This window comes from Fuscovulum ytuae (assembly GCF_029953595.1).
Taxonomy (GTDB): Bacteria; Pseudomonadota; Alphaproteobacteria; order Rhodobacterales; family Rhodobacteraceae; genus Paragemmobacter; species Paragemmobacter ytuae.
In genome coordinates this window covers 1,901,948-1,927,146 of record NZ_CP124535.1, presented here as the reverse complement: position 1 = coordinate 1,927,146, position 25,199 = coordinate 1,901,948, and the positions used below count along the sequence as shown (strand labels likewise).

Here is a 25,199-nt window from a genome sequence, read left to right as displayed (position 1 = left end):
TTCTGTCTTCAAATACCCTTGGGGGGCCGATGGGCGAGGCGCCCTCGGTCGACGGGTCAATCCGCGAAAGGGTCAGCCGGATAGGAGACGCCGGTGAGGTAGAGGCCCTGCGGCGGGCAGACGGGGCCGCAGGCGGCCCGGTTTTTCGCATCGAGCGCCGCCTTGACCTCGTCTGGGTGCCAGCCGCCTGCACCGACCCTTTCGAGCGTGCCGACGATGGAGCGGACTTGATTGTGCAGGAAGCTGCGGGCGCGGAGGTGGAAGCGGATCTCGGTGCCGCCTGTCGTGGGACGGCTGTCGATGGTGATTTCGTCGAGCGTCTTTACCGGGCTTTTCGACTGGCAGAGGGTGGAGCGGAAGGTGGTGAAATCGTGCAGCCCGATCAGATGGGCGGCGCCTGCGCGCATGGCATCGAGATCGAGCTTGTGCTGGATATGCCAGGCGCGGCCACGGTCATGCGTGAGGGGGGCGCGGCGGGTGATGAGGCGGAAGGTGTAGCGTCGTTCCAGCGCCGAGAAGCGGGCGTGGAAGTCTTCGGGCACGCGGGCGGCTTTCAGGATCGCGACGGGGGCGGGTTTGAGGTGGTGGTTCAACGCCTCGGACAGGCGGAAGGGATCCCAGTCGCGGGTGAGGTCGGCATGGGCGACTTGGCCTGTGGCGTGGACGCCTGCATCGGTGCGGCCAGCGGCGGCGATGGTATGGGGGCGGGGTTCGAGTTTCGCAAGCGCCTCTTCGATGGCGGCTTGGACGGAAGGTTGGCCCTGCGCCTGACGCTGCCAGCCGTTGAAGGGCGTGCCATCATAGTCGATGAGGAGGGCGAAGCGGGGCATGGGTGGGGGTTAGCCGATGCAAGGCGGGCTTGTCCACTGTGCAAGGGGCGTGGCTACACAAGGTCTGTGGTCGTGCTTATGTTCAGGGGAGGCATAGGGGAAGCGATTGGTCCTTTCATCCATCACCGACGGGATTGCCCGCACGATCGAGGGGGCGGCGGCCTCTGTTTCGGAGGCGCTGTTCGAACCGGTGGTGCGGTTGGGGGTGACCGGGCTGAGCCGCGCGGGGAAGACCGTCTTCATCACCGGGCTGGTGGCCAATCTTCTGGACCGGGGGCGGATGCCGCAGGTGCAGGCGCAGGCGGCGGGACGGATCGAAGCGGTCTGGTTGCAGCCGCAACCGGACCTGACTTTGCCGCGGTTCGATTATGAGGGGCATCTGGCGGCGCTGACCGGGGATGCGCCGCGCTGGCCGGAAAGCACGCGGGCGGTATCGGAATTGCGGCTGTCTTTCCGGGTGCGGCCGGAGGGGTGGCTTTCGGGGCTGACCGGGCCGCGCGTGGTGCATCTGGATATCGTGGATTATCCGGGTGAGTGGCTTTTGGACCTTGCGCTTTTGGACAAGACCTATGCCGATTGGTCGGAAGAGGTGCTGTCTCGGCTTGCCAAGCGGCCGGAGGGGGCGGCGTTTCTGGCGACCGCGCGGGCGGAGGATGGGGCGCTGCCCTTTGTCGAGGGCAAGGCGCAGGCGCTGGCGGCGCTGTTCACGGCCTATCTGGGGGGCGCGCGGCAGGCGGGCTGGGCGGATTGCACGCCGGGGCGGTTCTTGCTGCCCGGCGATCTGGCGGGGTCGCCCGCGTTGACCTTTGCGCCTTTGCCGAAGCCCGGCGATACCCCACGCGGCTGTTTGTGGCGCGAGATGGAGCGGCGGTTTGAGGGATATAAGGCGCAAGTGGTGCAGCCCTTCTTTCGGGCGCATTTCGCGCGGATTGATCGGCAGGTGGTGCTGGCCGATGTGCTGGGCGCGATCCATCGGGGGCCGCAGGCGCTGGAAGACCTGCGGCGGGTGATGGCGGATGTGCTCGGGGCGTTTCGACCGGGGCGGAACGGCTGGTTGACGGCGCTTTTGGGCGGCAAGCGGGTGGAGCGCATCCTCTTTGCCGCGACCAAGGCGGATCATCTGCATCACAGCCAGCACGGGGCACTGACCGCGATCATGGAGGCGATGCTGCGCGAGGCGAAGGACCGGGCGGAGTTTGCGGGGGCCTTGACGGGGGCGATGTCGCTGGCGGGGTTTCGGGCCACGGTCGAAGAGACGGTGACGCGCGAGGGGCGGGTTCTGGATTGCGTGACAGGGCGGCTGGAGGATGGGCGGGTGGTGGCGATGTATCCCGGCCGTCTGCCCGATGATCCCGCGCGCCTTCTGTCACCTGCGCGGCAGGGAGCGGAGCGTTGGCTGGAGGCGGAGTTCGGGATGATGAGTTTCGCGCCGCCCTTGCGGATGGCGGTGCGCCCCGGCGAGGGGCCGCCGCATATCAGGCTGGATCGGGCGGTGGAGTTTCTGATCGGAGATCGGCTGTGAGTGCGGATAAGCCATTCGTGATGGAGCGAGAGGGGGGTGCCGATCCGGCGTTGGCCCCAGCGGTGCCAGAGGTTTTGCCCGAGGGGCGGGCGATGCAGGCGGCATTGCGGGTGGGGGCGGCGCGGCGCGGGTCAGCCTTGGGGCGGTTTGCGGCTTGGGCCTTTGGGGCCTTGTTCACCTTTGTCCTGTCCGTGGCGGCGTGGGATTTCGTGACGGGTCTGCTGGCGTCGAACACCGTTTTGGGGACGGTTGCGCTGGTTCTGGTGGGGGCGGCGGTTCTGGCTGCCACTTTGCTGGCACTGCGCGAGGCGGCGGGCTTTGCGCGGCTGGGGCGGCTGGATGGCATTCGGGCGCGGGCGGCGGGGGCGGGCACCTTGGCCGAGGCGCGGGCCGTGCTGCGCGAGTTGCGGCGGCTTTATGCGGGCCGGGGGGAGCTGCGCTGGGGTCTGGCGCGGCTGGCCGAGCGTGAGGCGGATGTGATGGATGCGGATGCGCTGATCCGTTTGGCGGAGCAGGAGGTGATGGCCCCGCTGGATCAGGCGGCGCGGGCCGAGGTGGAGGCGGCGGCGCGGCAGGTGGCGACGGTGACGGCGCTGGTGCCTCTTGCGCTGGCGGATGTGGCGGCGGCCCTGTTTGCCAATCTGCGGATGATCCGGCGGGTGGCGGAGATATATGGCGGGCGGGCCGGGATGATCGGTTCGGTGAAGCTGTTGCGCCGGGTCTTTGGGCATCTGGTGGCGACGGGGGCGCTGGCACTCACCGATGATCTGATCGGGTCGGTGGCGGGGGGTGGGCTTTTGGCCAAGCTGTCCCGCCGGTTCGGCGAGGGCGTGGTGAATGGGGCCTTGACCGTGCGGGTGGGGGTGGCGGCGATGGAAATCTGTCGCCCCATGCCCTTTGACGCCTTGCCGAGGCCGGGGGTGACCGAGACGGTGAGCCGCGCCTTGGCCGGGTTCTTTGGCAAGGGGGAGCAGGCCTGAAGGCCCCGGCTAAAGGCTGGCGGCGATGCGGCGGAAAAGGGCGATGTTGCCTTCTGCCACGCCGGGATCTTCGAAGCCCCGGTCGGCGGCGTTGACGGCGATGACGACGTTTCGGGCGCGGTCGATCCAGATATATTGGCCGTAGATGCCTTGGGCGTTCACCTCGCCCGGTGCTGCACCTTTGGCGATCCACCATTGATAGCCATAGCCCGCACCGCCGGGGGCGGAAGGTGTGATGGAGGCCTCGACCCAGTCGCGGGGGACGATCTGTTTTCCCTGCCACGCCCCGCCTTGCGCGATCATCTGGCCGAAGCGAGCATAGTCGCGCGTTGTGACATTGAGGCCGCCCAAGACGAAGGAGACGCCATAGCCATCGGTCAGGTAATAGGGGGCCTTTTCGAAGCCCATGGGGATGAGGATATGGCGTTCGAGAAGTTCGGGGATGTCTTCGCCCGTGGCGCCCCGGATGATCATGCCGAGGACATGGGTGTCGATTGAGACATAGTGCCAGCGGCTGCCGGGATCGGCGGCGCGGTCCTTCAGGCTGGCGGCAAAGCCGTCCATCGATTGGCCAAGGGCGAGGACGCGGCCCATGCGGTTAATGTCGGACCAGAAGTCCATGTAATCTTCGTTGAAGGCGACGCCCGAGGACATGGTGAGGATATGGCGGAGGGTTGTGCCGTCATAGGCGGTGCCGGTGAGGTCGGGGACGTATTTCGTCACCGGGTCATCGAGGCTGTCGATATGGCCCTCGGCCAGCACGATGCCAAAGAGGGCGGAGAGGAAGCTTTTCGCCACGCTCCATGAGATGCGGAGATCATCGGGGCCGGTGCCTTGGTGATAGCTTTCATGGACGATCTGGCCGTCTTTCAGGATGACGAGGGCGGTGACGTTGCGGGTGGCGATCCAGTCGGTGACCTCGGCCGGGAGGGTGGCGGCTGTGCCTTGGGGCAGGGGACTGATGGGACCGTCGCCGCGCGAGAGGGGGCGGGTGAGGAAGAGGTCGTCCATATGGCTGAAATTCTGGACGATGGTTTCGGGAGCGAAGAGGGAATTCACGGCCATGAGGCGGGTGATTTCCTCGCGCTTCCACAGGGCGGTGGCGGCGAGGAGGAGGATCAGGAGGAGGATGAGGCGAAAGGCGCGGCGCATTGTGGTTTCCCTGTTTGAGGGAAGGCTTGGCATGGCGCGGGCGGGTTGCCAAGCGGGGAAGGAAGAAAAAGGGGCGTTCCGCCCCCTCTGGTCGCTGCGCGACCATTCACCCCCTGAGAGTATTTTTTGCCAAGATGAAGGGGGGAGGGACGGGCGTTTTGGAAGGAGGGGCCTTGGCGCGGGGGCGTTGAGGTTAATGGGTGAGGTTAGCGGGCTGTGGGTGTGGGGCGTGGGGTTGTGCTGGTCGGAAGGGCAGGGACGTGGGTCTGGGGGGCGTTAAGGTTAACGCGGTGCGGGTGTGGTGGGCGTTGAGACCGGGGGGCGGGGGTGTGTCGGTACGAAGGGCCGGGACCTGCGCACTGGGGCGTTAAGGTTGACGGGCTGCGAGCGGGGGCCGTCGGATGGTTGGGTCTTGGTTGGTCGGAAGGGTGGGGAGGTGGGTTTGGGAGTGTTAAGGTTAATGGGGAGGGGGGGACTGTGGGGGAGTTAGGGTTGTCCAGGTCGGAAGAGCGGGGTCATGGGTTTGGGGGCGTTAAGGTTACTGGGGTGGGGGTGGGGCGTGTTTTGCCAAGGGCTAGGTGCATCGCAGAGAGGGGGCGTTGGGGGAACGGGCTTGGTCGGTGGCGGTGTTTTTGAGGGGGGATAGGGTTTTCCAAGCGTTGGAGGGGGGCGCCAAGGGTTGCGTCTTTGGTGGCGCAGTCGGGTGCGCGGGGTGATCTGCTGGGGGGAAGTGCCTGCCGTAGCTGGTTTTGAGGGCGGCAGCGGTTCGGTCAGGTCTGAGGGGCCCAGCGCACCCAACGTCCGTGGAAACAGGCGCGGCCGAGGGGTTCGGTCTGGCCGCCGGGCCATGTGGTGAGGGCGAGGGCAGCGCCGTCGGGAGTGCCGTCGGCCTCCATCGTCAGATGGGCGAGGGGGGCGGCTTGGGTGGCCCTTGCGCCAGCGTCGGCCATGGCTGTGGCGATGCGGGCGCGGGTGGTGGCGGGGAAATATTGCGCGGCAATGGTGTGGAAGACGATATGGAGGCTGCCGGGTCGTGATGCTGCGAGGCGCTGGTCGAGCCAGTCGGCAGCGTCAGATTGGGCGATGGGCGGGCGGAGGGTGTCCGCCTCGGCCAGCGCGGCTTCGGTGCGGGTCAGGCGGTCGGGTTGATCGGGCCAGAGATAGGCGAGGAGGCGGAGGCGGTCGATCACGGGGTAAAGGTCGCAACCCGCGCGATCTGAGATGGTGAGCGGGGTGGCGGGGGGAAGCGGGCCGTCCCATTCGGGGGAGAGCGGAATCGGACCTTGGCCGAGGGTGAGGCCGGGCAGGGTGAGGGTGCAGCGATCCCAGAGGAGATTGAGGCCCGCCGAGGCGCCGAGTTCCGAAAGGGTGAGCGGCAGGCCATGACGGGCGGTCAGGAGATGTGCGGCGGCAAGGAGGGGGGCGGAGCGGCGCACCTCATTCGTCTGGGGCGGGTTGTCGAGCCAGAGGTCGAGATGGGTGGCATGGCTGTGCAGGGCGTTCAGGGCGGCGGGCAGCGGATCGCGGGCGGCATAGGCCTTGGCAAGGGCAGGATCGGTTCCAGTAAGGGCGAGGGCGTGCAGGCCTGCGGCAAGGCGCAGGGGCAGCGCATCGCCTGCGGGGCCGGGATCGCCGGGCCAGTTGAGGATGCGGTCGGTAAGGGCTGTGCCGGGTTGGAGCGCAGTGGAAAGGCCGTTCAGCAGCACCTCCATCAGGGGCGAACCGAGGCGGGCGCAGGCACGGGCCTGCGACCGGAAGGCGGCGCGGATGGTGTCGGCGCGGGTGGGGCCGGGGGTCAGCGGAATTTGTCCATCAGGCGCTGCATTGGGCTGCGCGTGTCGGGTTCGGGGTCTGGGGCAGGGTCCTTGTGCGTGGGGCGTTCCGACTTGCCTTCGACCTTGTCCGAAGATCGCGGCGGGGCCGTGCGCAGTGCCACGGCATTCATGAAGCGCGCGGCGTCGCCTTCGGCCAGTGCGGATGCACCGTCGGACAGGCCGCGAAGAAGATCATCCAGCCAATCCTGATCGGCCTTGGCGAAATCATGCAGCACATATGCGGCCACTGCGTCCCTATGGCCGGGATGGCCGATGCCAAGCCGCACGCGGGCATAGGCATCGGTGCCGAGATGGGCGTGGATCGACCGTAGGCCGTTATGCCCGGCATGGCCGCCGCCCTGTTTCACGCGGGCCTTGCCGGGGGCGAGGTCCAACTCGTCATGAAACACCGTCAGGGCATCGGGGGCGAGCTTGTAGAAATCCAGCGCGGCGCGGACCGCCTCACCCGACAGGTTCATGAAGGTCTGAGGCTTGAGGAGGAGCACCCTGACCGATCCAAGCCGGCCTTCGGCGACCTGCGCCTTGAAGGCCGATTTCCACGGGCCAAAGCCATGATCTGCGGCGATACGGTCCAGCGCCATGAAGCCGATATTGTGGCGGTTGCCCGCGTATTTCGCACCCGGATTGCCGAGGCCTGCGAAGATTTTCACTGTCCTGCCCTTCCTGCGGTCCTGCGCGACCTTTGCCGCAGGAGGGGCGGTGGCGCAAGCCTGCAGCGAAAAGGAAAAGGGCGCAGCCGATCCCTCGGCCGCGCCCCCTATGCACGATCCCGAAGGATCACTCCGAAGCGGCGAGGCCCGACGGAGCAGCGATGTTCGCGATGACGAAGTTGCGCGCGATGGTGGGCTTGGCACCACTCGGCAGTTCAACATCGTTGATGTGGATGACGTCGCCGATCTGCTTGCCGGTCAGGTCGACCGTGATGTGATCGGGGATGTCGCCCGCCATCACCTCAAGCTCCACTTCCGGACGCACGATGGTGAGCGTGCCGCCACGCTTCAGGCCCGGCGAGGCTTCGTGGTTCACGAAATCGACGTGGATGAAGAGGTTGATGCGCGATTCATCGTGGATGCGCATGAAATCGACATGGGTCGGAAGATCCTTGACCACGTCGCGCTGCACGCCACGGCAGATCACATGCACTTCTTCGCCACCCTCGATCTTCACGTTGAAGAGGGTTTGCAGGAAGCGGCCCGCCTTGAGGCGCTTGAGCAGGTAGTAGTAGTTCAGCTTGATCGGCGTCGGCTCTTTGCCATCGCCATAGATGATGCCGGGTACGTAGCCCTCACGACGAGCTTGACGAGCGGCCCCCTTGCCTGTCCCCGTCCGTACCTCGGCCAGAAGATCGGGGATCTCATGAGCCATAGGTTTTCTCCATATATATATCCGCCGCCCTCCAAGGGTGTGCGGCGCGACCGGGGGGCTATAGCCGCGATTCGTTGGGAAGGAAAGGGAAAATCGGGTCGCGGGTGGCGTGGCGCGGGTCGCGGGCGGGCTTGCCGCAAGGTGGAGGGCGGTCTAGCTGTGGCAGGCAGGAGATCACCTTCATGTCCGTGTCCACCACCCTTGTCGCGGCGCGCGCGCCCGTTGCCGCCTTTGCCGCCATGGGCGTGCTATGGGGGACATTTGCCGCCGTGCTGCCCGATCTGAAGGCGGGTCTTGCGGTAACAGAGGCGGAATTGGGTGTCCTGATCCTGCCCACGCCGATTGCGGCGGTGGTGGCGATGCTGCTCGCGCCGATGATCGGGGCGATGCTGGGGCGGGTGGCGCTGCCGGTTGCCACGGTCCTGATGGCCGCGGCCTTTGCCCTGCCCGGGCAGGCGGGGGTGGCCTGGGTCTTTCCCTTGGCGATGATGGCCTGCGGGGCGGCGACGGGGCTGACCGATGTGTTGATGAACGCCCGCGTGGCCGCGCTGGAAAATGAGCGGAACCTGCACCTGATGAATCTGTGCCATGCGGCCTATAGTTTTGGCTATGCAGGGGGGGCCTTGGCCACGGGGGCGATGCGGGGCGATGGGTGGCATCCCGCTTGGGTCATGGGGACAATGGCGGCGGTGGCCGCGGTGCTGGCGCTGTCGACGCTGGAACGGGATGGGACGATCCACGGGCTTCGGAAGCCCAAGGATGGGTCGGCGGGGCGGTTGGGCCTGATCCCGGTGATCGGGGGCGGTATCGTTCTGATCGCCTTCCTGACAGAAAACGCGGCCGAGAATTGGTCGGCGCTGCATATCGAAAAGACGTTGGGCGGCAGCCCAGAGGAGGGCGCGATGGGGCCTGCGGCGCTGGCGCTGACCATGGGTTTCGCGCGGCTGGCGGGACAGGGGATCGTGCAGCGGGTCGATCCGATCCGGTTGCTGATCGGCGGGGCGCTGGTATCGGCCTGCGGGGCCTTGGGGGCGGCGATGGCGACAACGCCCCTGATGGCCTATGCGGGCTTCATCGTCATGGGGATCGGGTCATCGGTCATCGCCCCCACGGCCTTTTCCATGGTGGGGCGGCTGGCCGAACCTCAGGCACGGGCGCGGGCCGTGGCGCGGGCGACGCTCTTGGGCTATTTCGGCTATTTCTTCGGCCCGCCGACGCTGGGCTTTCTTGCCGGAGCGTTTGGTCTGCGCTTTGCCTTCGTCTTTGCTGCCGTCATGCTCTTGATGGTGCTGATCCTTGCGCCCCTGATGGCGCGGCAGCGTCGGGCGATCCCGGTTTGACGCAGGCCCTGTTCACTTTCTGGCTTAAAATTTCCTCTGGGGGGCCGAGGGGGCAAAGCACCCCCGGCGGCCTGCATAGGGCGCGGCGATCAGAGGTAATCGCCTTCAAAATCCTTGGGGATGAGCAGGTTATGGCGGCCAAGGTTTTCAACCGACTTCTCGCCACACAGCGCCATGGTGATGTCGAGTTCCTTGCGGATCACCTCCAGCGCCTTGGTCACGCCCTCTTCGCCCATGGCGCCCAGCCCGTGGATATAGGCGCGGCCGATCATCGTGCCTTTGGCCCCCAGCGCCAGCGCCTTGAGCACGTCTTGACCGGAGCGGATGCCGCTGTCGAGGAAGACCTCGGTCTTGTCGCCCACGGCGCGGACGATGCGGGGCAGCATGCGGATCGACGACAGCGCACCGTCCAGCTGCCGCCCGCCATGGTTTGACACGATGATGGCATCGGCGCCGAAATCGGCGGCGGCGCGGGCGTCGTCTTCGTCAAGGATGCCCTTCAGGATCAGTTTGCCGCCCCATTGATCGCGGATGCGGGCGATCTTTTTCCAATCCAGCTGCGGGTCGAACTGTTCGTTGGTCCAACTCATCAGGCTGGAGAGATCGCCGACGCCCTTGGCATGGCCCACGATGTTGCGGAAGGTGCGCCGTTTGGTGGCGAGCATCTCCAGCGACCATTGCGGGCGGATCGCCATATCGAGGATGTTTCGCAGCGTCAGGCGGGGGGGCGCGGAAAGGCCGTTCTTCAGGTCCTTGTGCCGCTGGCCGAGGATTTGCAGATCGAGCGTGAGGACAAGGGCCGAACAGCCCGCCGCACGCGCCCGTTCGATGGCGCTGTCGACGAAGCCTTCGTCCTTCATCACGTAAAGCTGGAACCAGAAGGGCGCCTTGGTGTGTTCGGCGATATCTTCGATCGAACAAATGGACATGGTCGAAAGGGTGAAGGGAACGCCCGCCTTTTCGGCGGCGCGGGCGGCCTTGATCTCGCCATCCGCGCGTTGCATCCCTGTCATGCCGACGGGGGCGAGGGCCACGGGCATCGCCACTTTTTCGCCGATCATGGTGCCGTCGGTGCGCCGACCCAGCATGTCGACCGCCACTTTCTGGCGCAGGCGGAGGCGTTGGAAATCCGACGTATTCTCGCGGAAGGTCTGTTCGGTGTAGCTGCCGCTTTCGCAGTAGTCATAAAACATCTTGGGCGTGCGCCGCTTGTGCAGGCGTTTGAGATCGTCGATGCAGGTGATGACGGGCATTGGGCGCGCTCCGATTGGTTACCTTTGCTTACCAATCGCGGGGGCGCACGGCAAGAGTACGGGCAAGTGGTGCGAGGTCGCACCGGGTGATGCGGTTTTTGGCATGCAACTTGCTGCGTCCGGGGCATCGGCATGGAGGCCCCCAAAGATGACGGAAACCCTTACCCCTGTCCTGACCCTGATCGCGGCCATATCGGCCGCCCATCACACGGCGCAGCGCCTTGTCGAGGCGCGGCTGCCCAAGGGGCTCGGTGCCGCGCAATTCGCGGTTCTGGAGCGGTTGATCCGGCTGGGCGAGGGGCAGACGCCGCGATCCATCGCGGCGGCTTTCGGCTGGCCCAAGACCAGCATGTCGCACACGCTGGCGGTGCTGGAGTCGCGGGGTCTGGTGCGGTTGGAGCCCAATCCGCGCGACGGGCGGTCGAAATGCCTGTGGCTGACGCCGAAGGGGCGGACGATGGCCATGACGGGCGTGACGGCGGTGGAGCAGGACATGGCGCGCATCGCGGGGCTGGCCCCGCTGGCCGCGGTGGAGGCGCTGGCGCGTGACCTCGCCTCGCTGGCCGAGCGGCTGGAGGATCAGCGGCGGTTCCCGGAGGCGGCCTGAGCGTAAGGCGGGGCTACCCCGCCCGACGGTGCGGTAGCCCGGAACAGGGCGTCACTCGGCGGTGCGGATGCCGGGGTAGATGGAGGCGATCCAGTCCAACTGCGTCGAGATGCGGCTGAGGCCGGAGATGGAGCCGTAGACGGAATCGTCGCCCCATGTGTTGGTGGCGACGATGGCCCATCCTTGGCGCGTTTCGATCCAGGACGCGCCGCCGCTGTCGCCGCTGCCGAGAATGCCTTCCATGTCGTCCAAGGGGTTTGCGTCGCCCAGGACCGAGGCATCGCCCGCCTCGCTGTCGAAGTCGATGATGAGGCTGTTGCTGCCGTTCTCGCCATCCACCTCGTCCACGATGTTGCGGGCGGCGGCGGGGGTTTCTCCTTCGAAATCATAGTAATCGTCGGCTTCGCCCGAGGATCCGGTCCCGCGCGAGCCATAGCCCGTGATCGTGACCACGCGGCCCAGTTCATCGCGCCCGGCATAGAGGCGGGGCTGGCGGCCCGCATCGGTGACGGGCGCGTCGAGAATGACGATCGCCATGTCATAGCCGGAGGTGCTGTCGTCCTCGGGGTCATAGCCGGGATGGATATGGACGGCGATGCCTTCATAGGCGGTGCCTTCGCGCGACCAGTAGAGCCATGCGGCGGGATCGGCATCCGCGCCGAAGTTATGCGCGGCGGTCAGCAGGTAGCCGTGGTCGCTGTCATTGCCGATCCAGGTCGCGGAGCCGCCATAGCTCGTGCCGTCATGCAGGCCGAAGATGGCGGCGAATTGTGGTTCCATCGCGAGGGCGACATGGGCCGTGAAGCCAGCGGCGGGGCTGGCGTCGCTACCGCCCTGGGCCTGCCATGTGCTGTCGAGGATGACCACAGCGCCGCCGGACCGGGGCGTCAGGCCAAGGCAAAGGGCGATCAGGGCTATGGCAACGGTCTGGGTCGTGACGGGGCGCATGGGGCAATCGTTACTTGGGAACCGTGGGCAATCAGGCGGAATGCGCGCCTGCGGCAAGGGCCGCGACATTGGCCAGAACTTGCGGCACGGGGATGCCTGCGCCGATTTCCTTGACGATGGCCGAACCCACAACGCAGCCATCGGCCACGCCCGCGATGGCGCGGGCGGCTTCGGGCGTGTTGATGCCAAAGCCCACGATCACGGGAAGATCGGTTGCGGCCTTGATGCGGGCCACTTCGGGGGCCACATCCGCAGCCTGTGCCGCCGCCGCCCCGGTGATCCCGGTGATGGAGACGTAATAGACAAAGCCCGAGGTGTTTTGCAGGACCTTGGGCAGGCGCTTGGCATCGGTCGTGGGGGTGGCAAGGCGGATGAAGTTGATCCCGGCCTTCTGGGCGGGGATGCAAAGTTCGTCATCCTCTTCAGGTGGAAGATCGACGACGATCAGGCCATCGATACCGGCCTCTTTGCAATCGGCAAGGAAGCGGTCCACGCCACGGGAATAGATCGGATTGTAATAGCCCATCAGAACGATGGGCGTCGCCTGATCGCCCGCGCGGAAGGCGCGGACCATGTCGAGGACGGCATCCATCGTCATCCCCTTGTCGAGCGCGCGCTGACCGGCAAGCTGGATTGTCGGGCCATCGGCCATCGGATCGGTGAAGGGCATGCCAAGCTCGATGATATCCACACCTGCGGCGGGCAGGCCCTTCATCACGGCGAGCGAGGTTTCGGCATCCGGATCGCCGCCCATGATGTAGCTGACGAAGGCCTTTTTGCCCTCGGCCTTCAGCCGCGCGAAGGTGGCGTCGATTCTGGTCATCTGGCTGGCCCCGTCCCCTATGTCTTGCCGGGGTTTTGCCGGAGGCGGGGGGAAAGATCAATGGGCGTGGGCCTGGGCTGTGCGGTGGGACCGGGGGCCAGCCCCCGGACCCCCGGAGTATTTGGGCCAAGATGAAGCAGCAGACGGGGAGGGCAGGCGTTGACCGGGAACTTGCTATGGGCGGAGCAGCCCTCTAGAAGCGGCGCGACTGGCTGCGGCGCGGGCAAGGAGAGCGGGCGATGGGTTTCAAGATGGGGATCGTGGGTCTGCCGAATGTCGGCAAGTCGACCCTGTTCAATGCGCTGACGCGGACGGCTGCGGCGCAGGCGGCCAATTTCCCCTTCTGCACGATTGAACCGAATGTCGGCGAGGTGGCGGTGCCGGATGCGCGGCTGGACAAGCTGGCGGCGATTGCGCAATCCAAGCAGATCATCCCCACGCGGATGACCTTTGTCGATATTGCCGGTCTGGTGCGGGGGGCATCAAAGGGAGAGGGATTGGGCAACCAGTTCCTTGCCAATATCCGCGAATGCGATGCCATCGCCCATGTGCTGCGCTGTTTCGAGGATGGCGACATCACCCATGTGGAAGGGCGCATAGACCCGGTCGCCGATGCCGAGACGATCGAGACGGAGCTGATGCTGGCCGATCTTGAAACGATCGAGCGGCGGCGGGCCAATCTGGCGCGCAAGCTGAAGGGTGGGGATAAGGAATCGGCGGATCAGGACCGTCTTCTGGCGCAGGCGCAGGCAGTGCTGGAGGCGGGCAAGCCCGCGCGGACGGTGGCGGTGGCCGAGGATGACCGTCGGGCGTGGCGTCTGTTGCAACTCTTGACGGCGAAGCCCGTGCTGTATGTCTGTAACGTCGAAGAAGCGAAGGCCGCCACGGGCAACAGCCAATCCGACCGGGTCGCCGCCATGGCGCAGGCGCAAGGGGCGGCGACGGTGGTCATCTCGGCCCGGATCGAAGAGGAGCTGGCGCAGCTGCCCGAGGATGAGGCGGCGATGTTCCTTGAAGAGATGGGGCTGGCTGAGGCGGGTTTGGATCGCCTGATCCGGGCCGGATATGAATTGCTGGGCCTGCAGACCTATTTCACCGTGGGTCCAAAAGAAGCGCGGGCTTGGACGATCACCAAGGGCACGCTGGCCCCGCAGGCGGCGGGTGTGATCCATGGGGATTTCGAGAAGGGCTTTATCCGGGCCGAAACGATTGCCTATGACGACTATATCGCCGGCAATGGCGAGGCGGGGGCGAAGGAAGCGGGCAAGTTCCGCGTCGAGGGCAAGACCTATGAGGTCAAGGACGGGGATGTGTTGCATTTCCTGTTCAATGGCTAAGGCAGTCGTTTCCGCTGCCTTTCCCCTTGCCCCTTCGCACGGCCATCGCTAAACGAGTCGGCGGAGACGTGGCCGAGTGGTCGAAGGCACACCCCTGCTAAGGGTGCAGGCGGGAAACCGTCTCGAGGGTTCGAATCCCTTCGTCTCCGCCATCTTACCCGTTGCAATCTGACGTCGTTGGGGATGTTGCCCTTCCCGCATCCTATCCCCCGCAGGTTGCTTTCTTTGAAGGCGGTGTTGGTCGAAAAATGGGCTGTTGGCCCGCGTGGTATTTATCTTCGCAGGGCGGCGAAAATCCGGTTCGCGCCATATCCGTGACAAACTCGCGCTTTTTGTTGGTTGGGTGAATTTAGCGGAGAATGGGAATGGCGGATGCGGTAGAGGCCCCTCGATCCACGCTTGGTTGGATCGGTTTTGCCACGGGATCGGTCGCTCTTGTCTTGACCATCTTAATCTTCTGGGCTGGCCCTTTTGCGCCGCAGCAAGATGTTGGCGTGGGTCTTGGCGAGCTTGTGGCCGATATTGCGAAGTCGGCTGCTCGTTCGGTCGCGGGGCAGCCACAACCTGCGGCCTTGGTGCCGGCGCGCGACATTGACGACTATCTCAGAATAGGGGTCGGCGTATTGGCGGGTCTGTCTATCATCCTCGGTGTCGCGGCGTTGGTGCGCTATGAACGCAAGCGGGCCGCAATTTCCGGGATTGCGCTTGGTGGCCTTGCTGTAGGCTTTCAGCTTTTCGCCTGGATGATGATGCAGTTTGTCGGCGGGCTTGTGATCTGTGCGGTCATTTACACGCTGCGCGATGCCTTTGGCGACATGTTCGGCGGGCTTTTCGGCGGCTGAAGGCTGCCGCGGAAACGGGGGCGGATAAGAGGCAGCGCTTTGCGCTGCGATCCTGCCCCATGGGTTTCGGCATGGGGCCCCTGCAATATCTGTCACGCGCCTTTTGCCAATCGCGGTCTTGGCGATTGGCGGTGTTGGAAAGCCAGTTTCCGTTTCAGCCGCCGCTTTTGGCGGCAAGGGCGGCGTTGCGCATTTCCGAGAGGGTTTGGCGCGGGGTGAGGGCTTCGGGGCTGATGTCGAGGTCGAGGACCGCACCGTGCTGCGAGGCGACCGCCCTGTCAAAGGCGGCGGGGAAGTCTTCGGTTCTTGTGACGCGCTCGGCGTGGAAGCCATAGGCGCGGGCGAGGGCGACGAAATCCGGGTTTTCCAGCGTCGTGCCGGAGACGCGGGCGGGGTAGTTGCGTTCCTGATGAGCGCGGATCGTGCCGTAGATGCCGTTGTTCAGGATGAGGACGATGGGCTGTGCGCCCGCCTGCATGGCGGTGCCAAGCTCTTGGCAGGTCATCTGAAAATCGCCGTCACCGGCAAAGCAGACCACCGTTCGGTCGGGATGGGCGATCTTGGCGGCGATGGCGGCGGGCAGGCCATAGCCCATCGCCCCCGATTGCGGGGCAAGGAGTCGCGCCTTGGGGCCGAAGGCGAAGAACTTGTTCGGCCAGACGGTGAAATTGCCTGCACCATTGGTGAGGATCACATCTTCAGGCAGGACATCGCGCAGATGGGCGGTGACCTTTCCCATATCGACGGGAGAGGGTTGCGGGGCGAGGTCGAAGCTGCCTTCCCAATCGGCGCGGGCGCGGGCCCGCCATGCGGCCCATGGGCCCAAGACGGGGCGCAGGCCGCGGGCAAAGGCGTTCGGTCCGGCCTGAATGCCGAGGGTGGGTTGATAGATCTTGCCGATCTCACGATCCGAGGCGTGGACGTGGATGAGTGTCTGGGACGGAACGGGGACGGAGAGCAGGGTATAGGCGTCGGTCGTCATCTCGCCAAAGCGGACGTTGATGGCAAGGATCAGGTCGGCCTCGCGGATCAGGCGTTTGACATGAGGGGGCATGCCGACGCCCGCCTCGCCTGCATAGACAGTGGCGGTGTTGTCGAACTGGTCCTGATAGCGGAAGGCGGCGATCACGGGGATGTTGGAGGTCACAGCAAAGGCTTGTAGCGCGGCCCTGCCGTCCTCCGTCCAGTTGCAGCCGCCGATAAGGATCAGGGGGCGGGCTGCGCTTGCGATAAGGGCAAGGGCGGCCTCGGTTGTGGCGGGGTCGGCTGCGGGTTCGGCGATCTGTGCGGGGGCGGTGAGGGGGGGCGTGTCCGTCAGGCTGGTCAGCATGTCTTCGGGCAGGGCGATCACCACCGGGCCGGGGCGGCCTGTCAGGGCCGTTATCCAAGCACGAGACAGGATTTCGGGGATGCGATCGACATGGTCGATCTCGACCGCCCATTTCGCCATGCTGCCGAAAACGGCGCGGTAGTCGATTTCCTGAAACGCCTCGCGCCCCCGCATGTCGGTGCCGACCTGCCCGACAAAGCAGAGCATCGGGGCGGAATCCTGCATGGCGGTGTGGATGCCGATTGAGGCGTTGGTGACGCCGGGGCCGCGCGTCACAAGGCAGATGCCGGGCTGTCCCATAAGCTTGCCCCAAGCGGCGGCCATGAAGGCGGCCCCGCCTTCCTGCCGACAGAGGATGAAATCAAGCTTGCCTTGGGTATCATGCAACGCGTCGAGGACGGCGAGATAGCTTTCGCCCGGAACACCGAAGGCCTTGGTTGCCCCAAGTGCCACGAGGGTTTCGACCAGAAGCTGCCCGCCGTTTCGCATCGTTCTGCCTCAAAAGCTGTTGCCGCCGCCATCCTGACGGTTTTTGCCGGGGGCGGAAATCAGGAAATGGGCGGTAGGGCAAGGGGAATGCTGCCACGGCACGCGGGCTTGGGGTCGCAAGGCCCAAGGCCCCGCGGCAGCGCGGGGCAGTTGCGGTGATCCTCTGTGTTAGGCAGGGATGCGTCCGGTACTGGCGTGATCTGGCCGTTCCATCCGCAATCCAAGGATGCGCGTCTCAGCCCCCAGCCGGGCGATGAGATCCGCGATCTTTGGCATGGATGTGAAACGGTGTTCCACCTCGGTCCCATTTGGGGCCACGACCCGGATGACAGTGACCATTCGACAGCCCAGGGCGCTGTCGCGCCCGGTGCGGGCACGGTCAAGCAGTTTTGGGGCGGGTTTCTTGCGCGGGGTAAACGGCGTGACGCGGGTCTCGGTCATTTCGCGGTCACCTCAATGTGCAGGGTCTGCGACCCTGATGGCAGGGGAATAGCAGCGTCCCGGATTACTGTTATAATCTGCATCATGATGTCCCCCATCCTCCGTGCGGTCGCAGCATCGCTCTTGGGAAGACCATGGCGCAGTCTGGTGCGGAGGTGATCGGGGTTTGGTCTCACGATCCTTGGGAAATAGGTCTGAAAAAGGTATGCCATCGGCGCGAGGTGCAGTTCCATGCGCGGCACGGGCCTGCGGTCTGTTATGCGGATGGGGGGCCTTTTCTTGCCTAGGCCGTCGGGATGTGGCTGATGCCTTTGGCGTTCTTTTCACCATGACCCGCGACATGACCCGCGACATGGGCGGCGGCGCGGGCGGTGGCCGTGTGGCAGGCGCTGTGAAGGTCCGCGCCTTGGACAATGGCGGCGGCCAGCGCGCCGCAGAAGCAATCCCCCGCGCCATGGGTGCTTTGCACGATGACCTTGGGGGCAGGAAGGGACAGCGGGGCCACGCCGCCCCCTGCAAGGGCAAGGCCATGGCTGCCTGCCGTGACGATGACGGTCTGACCGGGATCGGCAAGGCTCTGCGCGGCATATAGGGCCGAGGGAAGATCGCGCACGTCGCCGCCGCCCATCATGGCGGCCTCAACTGCATTGACGATCAGGATATCGACGGCGGCGCGCAGGGCATCGGGCAGGGGGCGGGCGGGGGCGGCGTTCAGGAGGACGCGAAGACCCCGGCGGCGTGCAGCGGTTGCCGCGGCGAGGTTGATGGTTTCGGGCACCTCGTTTTGCAGCAAGAGAAGAGCCACATCCTGCCAGAGGGCGGGATCGTCCAGCCCTGCGGGATCAAGCGCAAGGTTCGCGCCCGAGACGATGGTGGCGGCATAGTCGCCATTGGGAAGGGAGAGTGCCACGCTCATCCCCGATCCGTGATCGGGCAGGGTGGCGACGAAACGGTGATCCACGCCACCTGACTTGAGCGTGGCGCGCAGGCTGCGCCCGAAATCATCCGCGCCCACGGCGCCGAACATGCGCGTGGCAGCCCCGGCGCGGGCGGCTGCAATGGCCTGATTGCCGCCCTTTCCGCCGAATTTAGGATACCAGCGACGACCCACGGCGGTTTCATCGGGGCGCGGCAGGTGGTCCGTTTCGATCATGATGTCGTGATGGAGGGAACCTACGACAAGGATGGTGGGCATTGGCGGACCTTTTGCTGTGGCAGGCGTGATCCTGTCGGTTGATGCGCTGGGGTCAAGGGGGCGCGTCAGCCCTGAAGGGTGGTAACCTTGCGTGCCTGCGCGCGATCTTTGCCAAGGCGGTGTTCGCGCCAGATGATGAGGATGCCCGCAAAGATGATCAGCCCCGCCCCGGCCAGCATGGTGAGGGTGGGCATTTCGGCAAAGACGAACCAGCCGATGGCAAGGGCGAACAGCATCGACGCATAGTCGAAGGGCGCGACGAGGGAGGCATCGGCCTCACGGTAGCTGGAGGTGAGAAGAATTTGCCCGATCCCGCCCAGCAGCCCCGCGCCGATGAGAAGGGCAAGGAGATGCGGTTCCGGCCAGACCCAGCCGAAGGGGGCCGTGATAAGCGACAGGCAGGTCGCGGTGAGCGAGAAGTAAAAGACGATCGCGGGGGTCTTTTCCGTTTTAACCAGTTTGCGGACGAAGACCTGTGCAAGGGCCGCAAAGACGGCGCCGCCCAGCACCAGCATGGCCCCGAAAGCCTCGGCATGGCCTGCGCCGCCGTCTAGGACCGTCAGGCGGGGCGACAGGACGATGAGGACGCCAACCATGCCCAGCGCCACGCAGGACAGCCGGAAGAGGCGCACGTCTTCGCCCAGAAACATCGCGGCGAAGATGACGGTTAGAAGGGGGGCGGCGTAGCCGATGGCCGTAACCTCGGGCAAAGGCAGGTAGCCCAAGCCAGCAAAGCCAAGGCCCATGGCGCAGGTGCCGGCAAAGCCGCGCCAGACATGGCCCATCGGATGGGCGGCGCGCAGCCCGGTGGCCAATTCGCGCCGCAGGATCAGCCAGATGACGATGACCGGAATGGCAAAGGCCGAGCGGAAAAAGACCGCCTGACCGGCGGGAACCTGATCGGCGGTGGCCTTGATCATCGCCGCCATCACAATGAAGACGAGGACCGAGCCAAGTTTGAAGGCGATGCCGCGCAGGGGGCGCATGGTGTTCTCCGGGCTTGGTTCGGTTGGACCATCGTTTCGTGGGCGGTGCAAGGGTTCGGCGCCCGGGGCGCAAGACTGGGCGCGCAAGACTGGGGCGCAAAACTGGGGGGGCAAGACTGGGGGCTGGACGGGGGCGGGGCCTTCGGCTTTGCTGGGGGCAAAGGAGTTTTATCATGCCGCAGATTTCCCCCAAAGCCGCCCTTTCCGACCGTATCGCGCAGGGGCGTGGGCAGGTGCCTGCCGATCTGGTGCTGCGCGGGGGGCGGGTGTTCGACCTGATCACCGGGGATTTGGTGGAAACCGATGTCGCCATCTGTGGCGATACGATCGTGGGTGTGTACGGGTCCTATGAGGGGAAACGTGTTGTCGATGTGGGAGGGAAAGTGCTGGTGCCGGGGTTCATCGACACGCATCTGCATATTGAAAGCTCTCTCGTCACGCCGTTCGAGTTTGACCGCTGTGTGACCCCGCGCGGGGTGACCACGGCGATCTGTGACCCGCATGAGATTGCCAATGTCTGTGGGCTGGAAGGGATCGGCTATTTCCTTGAGGCGTCCGGGCGGACGCTGATGGATATCAGGGTGCAGCTGTCGTCCTGCGTGCCATCGACGCATATGGAAACGGCAGGCGCGCGGCTGGAGGCAGCGGACCTGATCCCGCTGATGGATCATCCGCGCGGGATCGGGCTGGCGGAGTTCATGAATTTCCCCGGTGTCCTGATGCAGGATGCGGGCTGCATGGCGAAGCTGGAGGCTTGGCAGGGGCGGCACATCGACGGGCATGCGCCGCTTTTGCGCGGCAATGACCTGAACGGCTATATCGCGGCAGGGATACGGACGGAGCATGAGGCGACATCCGCCGAAGAAGCGCTGGAAAAGTTGCGCAAGGGGATGCGGGTTCTGATCCGTGAAGGATCGGTTTCCAAGGATTTGCACGCGCTGGCGCCCCTGCTGGTGGAGCGGTTCGCGCCATATCTATGCCTTTGCACGGATGACCGGAACCCGTTGGATATCGCCGAGCATGGGCATCTGGATCACATGATCCGCACGGCGATTGGTTTGGGGGCGCACCCTTTGGCGGTGTATCGGGCGGCAAGCCTGTCGGCGGCCGAGGCTTTTGGGTTGAAGGACCGGGGGCTGATTGCGCCGGGGAAGCGGGCGGATATCGCGGTTCTGGACTCGCTTGAGGGGTGCCATGCGGCGATGGTGTTCGCGGGCGGGGTAGAGGTGACGGAGGCGGCCTTTGCCGCCCGTGCCGAGATCCCGCCGGTGGCGCGGCATTCGGTGAAAGCGCCGAGGGTGGAGGCGCATCATTTTCGCTGTGGCGGCAACCGGGTGGAGACGCCGGTGATCGGCATCCTGCCGGGCAAGATCATCACCGAACATCTGACCTTTGATATCGCCCCGGTGGATGGTGACAAGCGGCCCGATCTGACGCGCGATCTGATCCGCATCGCGGTGATCGAACGGCATGGGAAAAACGGGAACCGCGCAACGGGATTCGTGCAGGGGTTTGGGTTGCAACGGGGGGCCATCGCATCGACCGTCTGCCATGATCATCACAATATTGCAGTGGTTGGGGCGGATTATGCCGACATGGCCTTGGCGGCGAACCGATTGGGCGAGATCGAGGGGGGATTTGTGGTGGTCGAGGGGGGCCGTGTGCTGGCGGAACTGGCGCTGCCCGTGGCGGGTTTGATGAGTCTGGAGCCCTTCGAGGTGGTGCGCGAGCGTCTGGTTGCGTTGCGGGCGGCGGCGGCGGGGTTGGGCGTGCTGCTGGAGGAACCCTTTCTGCAATTGGCCTTTCTGGCGCTGCCTGTGATCCCGCATCTGAAGATTACCGATCACGGGATGGTGGATGTGGACCGCTTTGAGGTGATCCCCTAGGGGCTGCGCGGATTTGTGTTCGTCAGGTCGGTTTCATGGGGTTGCATCCCCCGATGGGAATGCCGAGTTTGGGCGGGAAGCTAAGAGGGATCACCTGCGATGGGCCGGGGACGCAAAATCGCCAAGCGCTTTCGCGGGATCGAAGGGCCGCAGCCCGAAGGGAAAAAGCGGTTTTCGCAGATCCTTGATGCCATCGGGGCGGATGAGCGGCGCGAGAGGGTTTCGGTTTCCGACCTGATGCGCGCCATGGATGCGCGGGCGGTGGCGGCGCTTATCCTTTTGTTCGCGTTGCCGAATGTGGTGCCGACGCCGCCGGGGACATCGTCGATCCTTGGGCTGCCGCTTCTTTACCTGACGGCGCAGATGATGCTGGGCAAATTGCCATGGCTGCCTGCGATCATCGCGGATCGGTCAATGACGCGGTCGGATTTCAATTCCTTTGTCGGGCGGGTGACGCCGCTGCTCGCACGGGCCGAGCGGCTGCTCAAGCCGCGGCTTTTGTTCATCACCTCGGCCACCGGGGAACGGATCATCGGTGGCCTCTGCCTTGTGCTGGCCATCGTGCTGGCCATGCCCATCCCGCTTGGCAATATGCTGCCCGCCTTGGCGATTTCGTTGATGGCGCTGGGCGTGCTGGAGCGGGACGGGCTGTGGGTGATGATCGGGGTCGTCGTGGGCGTTTTGTCTATGGTGATCGTGTCTGGCGTGGTCTGGGCCCTGGCGAAGGCGGCGCTTTTCCTGATCTTGAACGCGTTCTAATCGGCGTCGGGCTGCGGGAAGCGGCAGCGGATGACATGGCCCTTACCAGAGGTTGCCGGGGCGAAATCAAGCGCGGCACCAAACAGACGCGCGATTTCGGCCACAACGGCAAGGCCTAGGCCATGGGTGCCTTGGCTGGCATCGGCGCGCAGGTCTTGCCGCGCGATCAGGCGGGGGATGGCGTCGGGGGGAAGGCCGGGGCCGTCATCCTCTACCTCCAGCACCGGGCCTTGGCTGGTGTGGCGGGCGCGGACAGTGATCGTGGCGCGGGGGCCTGCATAGCGGATGGCGTTGTCGACGAGGTTGGTCAAAAGTTCGGCGCACAGGACGGGATCGGCGCGGGCGATGAGGTGGTCATCGCCTTCATAGCCCAGATCATGGCCGAAGCGGGTGGCTTCGGGGATCGCCTCGGCGGTGGTGGTGCGGGCGATAGCGGCGATGTCGGTTGCGGGCAGCGCGCGGCGGGCGGCGGTGGCATCGATCCGGGCAAGCATCAGGAGTTGCGCCAGCACCCGTTCGGCGCGGATCAGCGCGCCTTCCGCCTTGGCGATGCCGTCGCGGCCTTCGGGGCCGCCGCGCGCGATAAGGGCAAGCTGGGCGCGGACGGTGGCGAGGGGGGTGCGCAGCTGGTGGCCAGCATTGCCGGTGAAGTTGCGCAGCGCGGCCACGGCGCCGTCGAGGCGGGCCATGAAGCTGTTCATCGCCTCGATTGGACCTGCGACTTCGGAGGGGATGTCGGCTTCTAGCGGGCTGAGGTCATCGGGCGCACGCGCGGCAAGGGTGCGGGCAAGGCGGTCCAAAGGCCGCAGCGTGATGGTCACGATGATCCAAACGATTAGCGCGGCCCCGGCGGCAAGGCCCGTCAGGCGCAGGGCAGAGCGGACGAGGATCGTCTGCGCCAGTGCATCGCGGGCGCGGGTGGATTCGGCCACGGTGACCGAAAAGGGCAGGACATCTTCGCCCGTGGACACCTGCCCGTAGCGGGTGGCAATGCGTAGGCGCGTGTCGCCAATGGCCCCATCGGCAAAGCCGGTATCTGCCCCATCAGGGCGCGGGGCGAGAGCGAGGCCGTCATAACCCGTCAGGAACCCGTCGGGACCGTCGACGCGGTAGAAGACCTGATCCTCGGCCGCTGAGGCAAGCATGTCGAGCGCGGAATAGGGGATGTCGACCTCGATCACGCCCGACAGATCGACGCTGACCCGTTCGGCGATGGCGAGGGTGGAGCCGGCAAGGACGCGGTCCGATACGCCCTGCGCGGTGCGGCGTGCCTCGGCCCATGTATCGGCAAGGGCGATGAGGCCGAGAAGGAGGGTGGACACCAGCAGCCAGCCCAGCAGGCGGCGGCGCAGCGATCCACGGACAAAGACGGGAAGGGCCGTCATGCGCCGGGGCCCTTGTCGATGTAATAGCCGATGCCGCGCGCGGTGCGCAGGGTCACGCCATGCGGCGCAAGGCGGCGGCGCAGGCGGGAGATGTATTGTTCGATGGCATTATCGGACAGTGAGTCGTCCAGCGAGGTGAGGGATTGGACGATGGTTTCCTTGCTGACCACCTTGCCCGCCCGGGTGAAGAGAAGCTCGCACAGGGCAAGTTCGCGGGCGGGCAGGTCGATGGGGCCGTCGGGTGTAAAGAAGCGGCGGGAGATGAGGTCGAGGGTCACATCGCCCAAGGTCAGGCTAGAGGTGCGCAGGCCCGCCTGACGGCGCAGGAGCGAGCGGACCCGCGCCTCGAACTCTGCCACGTCGAAGGGTTTGGTGAGATAGTCATCTGCCCCAAGGTTCAGGCCGCGCACGCGGTCTTCGGGCGCGCCGCGCGCCGTCAGGATCATCACGGCGGCATCATCGGAGCGCCCGCGCAGGGCGCGCAGGACCGAAAGCCCATCCATTTCCGGCAGGTTCAGGTCGAGGATCACAAGATCGAAGCGTTCTGCCGCCCCGAGCGCCTCGGCCGAGGCGCCGTCATGGACGGTATCGACGGCATAGCCCGCCGTGACGAGAAGCGTGGTCAGCGCCTCGGCCAGTGGGCGGTCATCTTCGACAAGCATGATGCGCATGGTGTCCCTCTGGCGAGGGAGAGTAGGGGGGAATGGCGGCGTTGTGAACTGGGGCGGGTTCGGGCAAGCTGTGCGCCATGAGGGGGATCGTGCCTATCCTGTTGGCCTTGGCCTTCGCGTGGCCCGCGCGGGGGGAAGTTTTCCTTTTCGAGGCGCCATCTGGGACGCCGGCGCGGGAGTTGACGATCTATTCCACGCTGGATGAAGGGCTGGCCGCACCGATGGTCACGGCCTTTCAAGAGGCCTACCCCGACGTGGCGGTGCGCTATGAGGATTTGCTGACAGGCCAGATCCGCGACCGTGTGCGGGATGAGACGGACGGGCCGGGTGTGACGGCAGATTTCGTCTTTTCGTCCGGCATGGATTTGCAGATGAGCCTTGCCAATGACGGTTATGCCCTGTCGGTGCAGCCAGAGGCGGCGCGGGATTGGCCGGATTGGGCGAAATGGCAGGACCGGGCCTATGCCCTGACCTTTGAACCTGCGGTGCTGGTCTATCATCGACCGAGCTTTCCGGATGGGCCACCGCAATCGCGGTTGGCGTTGATGGCTTGGCTTAAGGCGCAGCCTGCGGGGGGCGGGGGCGCGGTGGGGACCTATGACATCACGCGGTCGGCGCTGGGCTATCTGTTCCTTGCGCGGGATGAAGAGCGGTTTGCCGATATCTGGACGCTGGTCGGGGCCATGGCGCGGGCGGGGTTGGAGGTTTTCCCCACCAGTCAGGACATTATCGACCGGGTGGCCGATGGGCGGTTGAAGATCGGCTACAACATCCTTGGATCATACGCCGCCGATCAGGCGCGGCAGCGGCCAGAGATCGGGCTGGTGCTGCTGAAGGACTACACGGTGGTTGTGTCGCGCGTGGCGCTGGTGCCGAAGGCCGCGCGCAATCCCGATCTGGGCGAGGCTTTCCTTGGCTTTCTGATGAGCCGGGAGGGGCAGGAGGTTCTGGCGCGCAAGCTGCGGCTGCCTGCGGTTTCCTTGGAAGTGTCGGATGCCAACAGCGCGCGGATGATGCAGGCAGTGCTGGGGGCGCAGTTGCAGCCGGTGGGCGTTAGCCCCGGTTTGCTGGTCTATCTGGATCAGGCCAAGCGGCGGCGGTTGTTGGCACGGTGGGAGGCGGCGCTGACGGGGCGCTAGACCCGTGTCAGGTTGATGACAGGTTTCTGTGATTGCCTGACGCTTGGGAGGCACGAGGAGGTGCCCACCAAGGGAATCATCCCG

At 65.7% G+C, this 25,199-nt stretch carries 23 protein-coding genes and 1 tRNA gene; 10 read left to right on the top strand and 14 right to left on the bottom strand.

The window, feature by feature from the left end; genetic code table 11:
- Positions 1-56: 56 nt before the first annotated feature.
- A complete protein-coding gene (gene truA, locus QF092_RS09300) occupies positions 57-830 on the bottom strand; it encodes a tRNA pseudouridine(38-40) synthase TruA (protein WP_281469670.1) in 774 nt (257 codons plus the stop codon).
- A gap of 106 nt (positions 831-936) precedes the next feature.
- Here truA and QF092_RS09295 point away from each other — a divergent pair, with 106 nt between their 5' ends.
- The gene (locus QF092_RS09295) at positions 937-2,352 is read left to right on the top strand and encodes a YcjX family GTP-binding protein (protein ID WP_281469668.1); all 1,416 of its coding nucleotides are present in this window, start codon (positions 937-939) and stop codon (positions 2,350-2,352) included.
- Positions 2,353-2,372: 20 nt separating this feature from the next.
- Entirely contained in the window at positions 2,373-3,332 is a 960-nt protein-coding gene (locus QF092_RS09290) for a YcjF family protein (protein WP_281469873.1), read from the top strand.
- A 9-nt stretch (positions 3,333-3,341) separates the two neighbouring features.
- On the opposite strand, the gene QF092_RS09285 is transcribed toward QF092_RS09290, so the two are convergent.
- The 4 genes from QF092_RS09285 to QF092_RS09270 form a co-directional block, all read right to left on the bottom strand.
- On the bottom strand, positions 3,342-4,484 hold the full coding sequence (locus QF092_RS09285; RefSeq protein ID WP_281469667.1) for a serine hydrolase domain-containing protein: 1,143 nt from the start codon (positions 4,482-4,484) through the stop codon (positions 3,342-3,344).
- A gap of 770 nt (positions 4,485-5,254) precedes the next feature.
- The gene (locus tag QF092_RS09280; RefSeq protein WP_420026538.1) at positions 5,255-6,253 is read right to left on the bottom strand and encodes a DUF2332 domain-containing protein; all 999 of its coding nucleotides are present in this window, start codon (positions 6,251-6,253) and stop codon (positions 5,255-5,257) included.
- Between the two features lie 26 nt (positions 6,254-6,279).
- A complete protein-coding gene (gene pth / locus QF092_RS09275; protein ID WP_281469663.1) occupies positions 6,280-6,969 on the bottom strand; it encodes an aminoacyl-tRNA hydrolase in 690 nt (229 codons plus the stop codon).
- A gap of 127 nt (positions 6,970-7,096) precedes the next feature.
- A complete protein-coding gene (locus QF092_RS09270; protein ID WP_281469661.1) occupies positions 7,097-7,684 on the bottom strand; it encodes a 50S ribosomal protein L25/general stress protein Ctc in 588 nt (195 codons plus the stop codon).
- 182 nt (positions 7,685-7,866) lie between these two features.
- Here QF092_RS09270 and QF092_RS09265 point away from each other — a divergent pair, with 182 nt between their 5' ends.
- Positions 7,867-9,024 carry an MFS transporter gene (locus QF092_RS09265; protein ID WP_281469659.1) on the top strand — a complete coding sequence of 386 codons (1,158 nt, stop codon included), beginning with the start codon at positions 7,867-7,869 and terminating at the stop codon, positions 9,022-9,024.
- An 89-nt stretch (positions 9,025-9,113) separates the two neighbouring features.
- Here the strand turns inward: QF092_RS09265 and QF092_RS09260 are convergent, their stop codons facing one another.
- Entirely contained in the window at positions 9,114-10,277 is a 1,164-nt protein-coding gene (locus tag QF092_RS09260; protein WP_281469657.1) for an alpha-hydroxy acid oxidase, read from the bottom strand.
- Between the two features lie 148 nt (positions 10,278-10,425).
- Here QF092_RS09260 and QF092_RS09255 point away from each other — a divergent pair, with 148 nt between their 5' ends.
- Positions 10,426-10,884: a MarR family winged helix-turn-helix transcriptional regulator gene (locus tag QF092_RS09255; RefSeq protein WP_281469655.1), complete on the top strand. Its 459-nt coding sequence runs from the start codon at positions 10,426-10,428 to the stop codon at positions 10,882-10,884.
- A 51-nt stretch (positions 10,885-10,935) separates the two neighbouring features.
- On the opposite strand, the gene QF092_RS09250 is transcribed toward QF092_RS09255, so the two are convergent.
- Together QF092_RS09250 and trpA are read right to left on the bottom strand one after the other, a co-directional pair.
- Positions 10,936-11,832: a hypothetical protein gene (locus QF092_RS09250; protein ID WP_281469653.1), complete on the bottom strand. Its 897-nt coding sequence runs from the start codon at positions 11,830-11,832 to the stop codon at positions 10,936-10,938.
- A gap of 31 nt (positions 11,833-11,863) precedes the next feature.
- The gene (trpA, locus tag QF092_RS09245) at positions 11,864-12,655 is read right to left on the bottom strand and encodes a tryptophan synthase subunit alpha (protein ID WP_281469651.1); all 792 of its coding nucleotides are present in this window, start codon (positions 12,653-12,655) and stop codon (positions 11,864-11,866) included.
- A gap of 239 nt (positions 12,656-12,894) precedes the next feature.
- Here trpA and ychF point away from each other — a divergent pair, with 239 nt between their 5' ends.
- The 3 genes from ychF to QF092_RS09230 all read left to right on the top strand — a co-directional run bounded on the left by ychF (position 12,895) and on the right by QF092_RS09230 (position 14,834).
- Entirely contained in the window at positions 12,895-13,992 is a 1,098-nt protein-coding gene (ychF, locus tag QF092_RS09240; protein ID WP_281469649.1) for a redox-regulated ATPase YchF, read from the top strand.
- A 62-nt stretch (positions 13,993-14,054) separates the two neighbouring features.
- Positions 14,055-14,144, top strand: a tRNA-Ser gene (locus tag QF092_RS09235).
- A gap of 213 nt (positions 14,145-14,357) precedes the next feature.
- Positions 14,358-14,834: a hypothetical protein gene (locus tag QF092_RS09230; RefSeq protein WP_281469647.1), complete on the top strand. Its 477-nt coding sequence runs from the start codon at positions 14,358-14,360 to the stop codon at positions 14,832-14,834.
- A 154-nt stretch (positions 14,835-14,988) separates the two neighbouring features.
- On the opposite strand, the gene QF092_RS09225 is transcribed toward QF092_RS09230, so the two are convergent.
- From QF092_RS09225 to QF092_RS09210, 4 genes are all read right to left on the bottom strand, one after another.
- Complete coding sequence (locus QF092_RS09225) at positions 14,989-16,653, bottom strand: thiamine pyrophosphate-dependent enzyme (protein ID WP_281469645.1); 1,665 nt, start codon at positions 16,651-16,653, stop codon at positions 14,989-14,991.
- 168 nt (positions 16,654-16,821) lie between these two features.
- On the bottom strand, positions 16,822-17,094 hold the full coding sequence (locus QF092_RS09220; protein ID WP_281469643.1) for a hypothetical protein: 273 nt from the start codon (positions 17,092-17,094) through the stop codon (positions 16,822-16,824).
- 283 nt (positions 17,095-17,377) lie between these two features.
- Complete coding sequence (locus tag QF092_RS09215; protein WP_281469641.1) at positions 17,378-18,289, bottom strand: PfkB family carbohydrate kinase; 912 nt, start codon at positions 18,287-18,289, stop codon at positions 17,378-17,380.
- A 65-nt stretch (positions 18,290-18,354) separates the two neighbouring features.
- Positions 18,355-19,275: a DMT family transporter gene (locus QF092_RS09210; protein WP_281469639.1), complete on the bottom strand. Its 921-nt coding sequence runs from the start codon at positions 19,273-19,275 to the stop codon at positions 18,355-18,357.
- Positions 19,276-19,448: 173 nt separating this feature from the next.
- On the opposite strand from QF092_RS09210, the gene ade reads away from it, so the two are divergent.
- Positions 19,449-21,161: an adenine deaminase gene (gene ade / locus QF092_RS09205; protein ID WP_281469638.1), complete on the top strand. Its 1,713-nt coding sequence runs from the start codon at positions 19,449-19,451 to the stop codon at positions 21,159-21,161.
- A 99-nt stretch (positions 21,162-21,260) separates the two neighbouring features.
- Entirely contained in the window at positions 21,261-21,920 is a 660-nt protein-coding gene (locus QF092_RS09200) for an exopolysaccharide biosynthesis protein (protein WP_281469636.1), read from the top strand.
- On the opposite strand, the gene QF092_RS09195 is transcribed toward QF092_RS09200, so the two are convergent.
- Positions 21,917-23,305, bottom strand: a complete 1,389-nt coding sequence (locus QF092_RS09195) for a sensor histidine kinase (protein ID WP_281469634.1) — start codon at positions 23,303-23,305, stop codon at positions 21,917-21,919. The two genes, QF092_RS09200 and QF092_RS09195, sit on opposite strands and share 4 nt — an antisense overlap.
- Positions 23,302-23,976: a response regulator transcription factor gene (locus QF092_RS09190; protein ID WP_281469632.1), complete on the bottom strand. Its 675-nt coding sequence runs from the start codon at positions 23,974-23,976 to the stop codon at positions 23,302-23,304. Before QF092_RS09190 ends, QF092_RS09195 begins: the two co-directional genes overlap by 4 nt.
- 77 nt (positions 23,977-24,053) lie before the next feature.
- Between QF092_RS09190 and QF092_RS09185 the strand changes: the two genes are divergently transcribed.
- Positions 24,054-25,115, top strand: coding sequence for an ABC transporter substrate-binding protein (locus QF092_RS09185; RefSeq protein ID WP_281469630.1), 1,062 nt, complete (start codon positions 24,054-24,056; stop codon positions 25,113-25,115).
- Positions 25,116-25,199: the final 84 nt, after the last annotated feature.

Excerpts from the sequence above, each read along its gene's own strand:
- truA (WP_281469670.1), bottom strand. The coding sequence starts at position 830 with ATGCCCCGCTTCGCCCTCCTCATCGACTATGATGGCACGCCCTTCAAC.
- QF092_RS09290 (WP_281469873.1), top strand. The coding sequence starts at position 2,373 with ATGGAGCGAGAGGGGGGTGCCGATCCGGCGTTGGCCCCAGCGGTGCCA.
- QF092_RS09285 (WP_281469667.1), bottom strand. The coding sequence starts at position 4,484 with ATGCGCCGCGCCTTTCGCCTCATCCTCCTCCTGATCCTCCTCCTCGCC.
- QF092_RS09270 (WP_281469661.1), bottom strand. The coding sequence starts at position 7,684 with ATGGCTCATGAGATCCCCGATCTTCTGGCCGAGGTACGGACGGGGACA.
- QF092_RS09265 (WP_281469659.1), top strand. The coding sequence starts at position 7,867 with ATGTCCGTGTCCACCACCCTTGTCGCGGCGCGCGCGCCCGTTGCCGCC.
- QF092_RS09260 (WP_281469657.1), bottom strand. The coding sequence starts at position 10,277 with ATGCCCGTCATCACCTGCATCGACGATCTCAAACGCCTGCACAAGCGG.
- QF092_RS09255 (WP_281469655.1), top strand. The coding sequence starts at position 10,426 with ATGACGGAAACCCTTACCCCTGTCCTGACCCTGATCGCGGCCATATCG.
- QF092_RS09250 (WP_281469653.1), bottom strand. The coding sequence starts at position 11,832 with ATGCGCCCCGTCACGACCCAGACCGTTGCCATAGCCCTGATCGCCCTT.
- trpA (WP_281469651.1), bottom strand. The coding sequence starts at position 12,655 with ATGACCAGAATCGACGCCACCTTCGCGCGGCTGAAGGCCGAGGGCAAA.
- ychF (WP_281469649.1), top strand. The coding sequence starts at position 12,895 with ATGGGTTTCAAGATGGGGATCGTGGGTCTGCCGAATGTCGGCAAGTCG.
- QF092_RS09230 (WP_281469647.1), top strand. The coding sequence starts at position 14,358 with ATGGCGGATGCGGTAGAGGCCCCTCGATCCACGCTTGGTTGGATCGGT.
- QF092_RS09225 (WP_281469645.1), bottom strand. The coding sequence starts at position 16,653 with ATGCGAAACGGCGGGCAGCTTCTGGTCGAAACCCTCGTGGCACTTGGG.
- QF092_RS09220 (WP_281469643.1), bottom strand. The coding sequence starts at position 17,094 with ATGACCGAGACCCGCGTCACGCCGTTTACCCCGCGCAAGAAACCCGCC.
- QF092_RS09215 (WP_281469641.1), bottom strand. The coding sequence starts at position 18,289 with ATGCCCACCATCCTTGTCGTAGGTTCCCTCCATCACGACATCATGATC.
- QF092_RS09210 (WP_281469639.1), bottom strand. The coding sequence starts at position 19,275 with ATGCGCCCCCTGCGCGGCATCGCCTTCAAACTTGGCTCGGTCCTCGTC.
- ade (WP_281469638.1), top strand. The coding sequence starts at position 19,449 with ATGCCGCAGATTTCCCCCAAAGCCGCCCTTTCCGACCGTATCGCGCAG.
- QF092_RS09200 (WP_281469636.1), top strand. The coding sequence starts at position 21,261 with ATGGGCCGGGGACGCAAAATCGCCAAGCGCTTTCGCGGGATCGAAGGG.
- QF092_RS09195 (WP_281469634.1), bottom strand. The coding sequence starts at position 23,305 with ATGACGGCCCTTCCCGTCTTTGTCCGTGGATCGCTGCGCCGCCGCCTG.
- QF092_RS09190 (WP_281469632.1), bottom strand. The coding sequence starts at position 23,976 with ATGCGCATCATGCTTGTCGAAGATGACCGCCCACTGGCCGAGGCGCTG.
- QF092_RS09185 (WP_281469630.1), top strand. The coding sequence starts at position 24,054 with ATGAGGGGGATCGTGCCTATCCTGTTGGCCTTGGCCTTCGCGTGGCCC.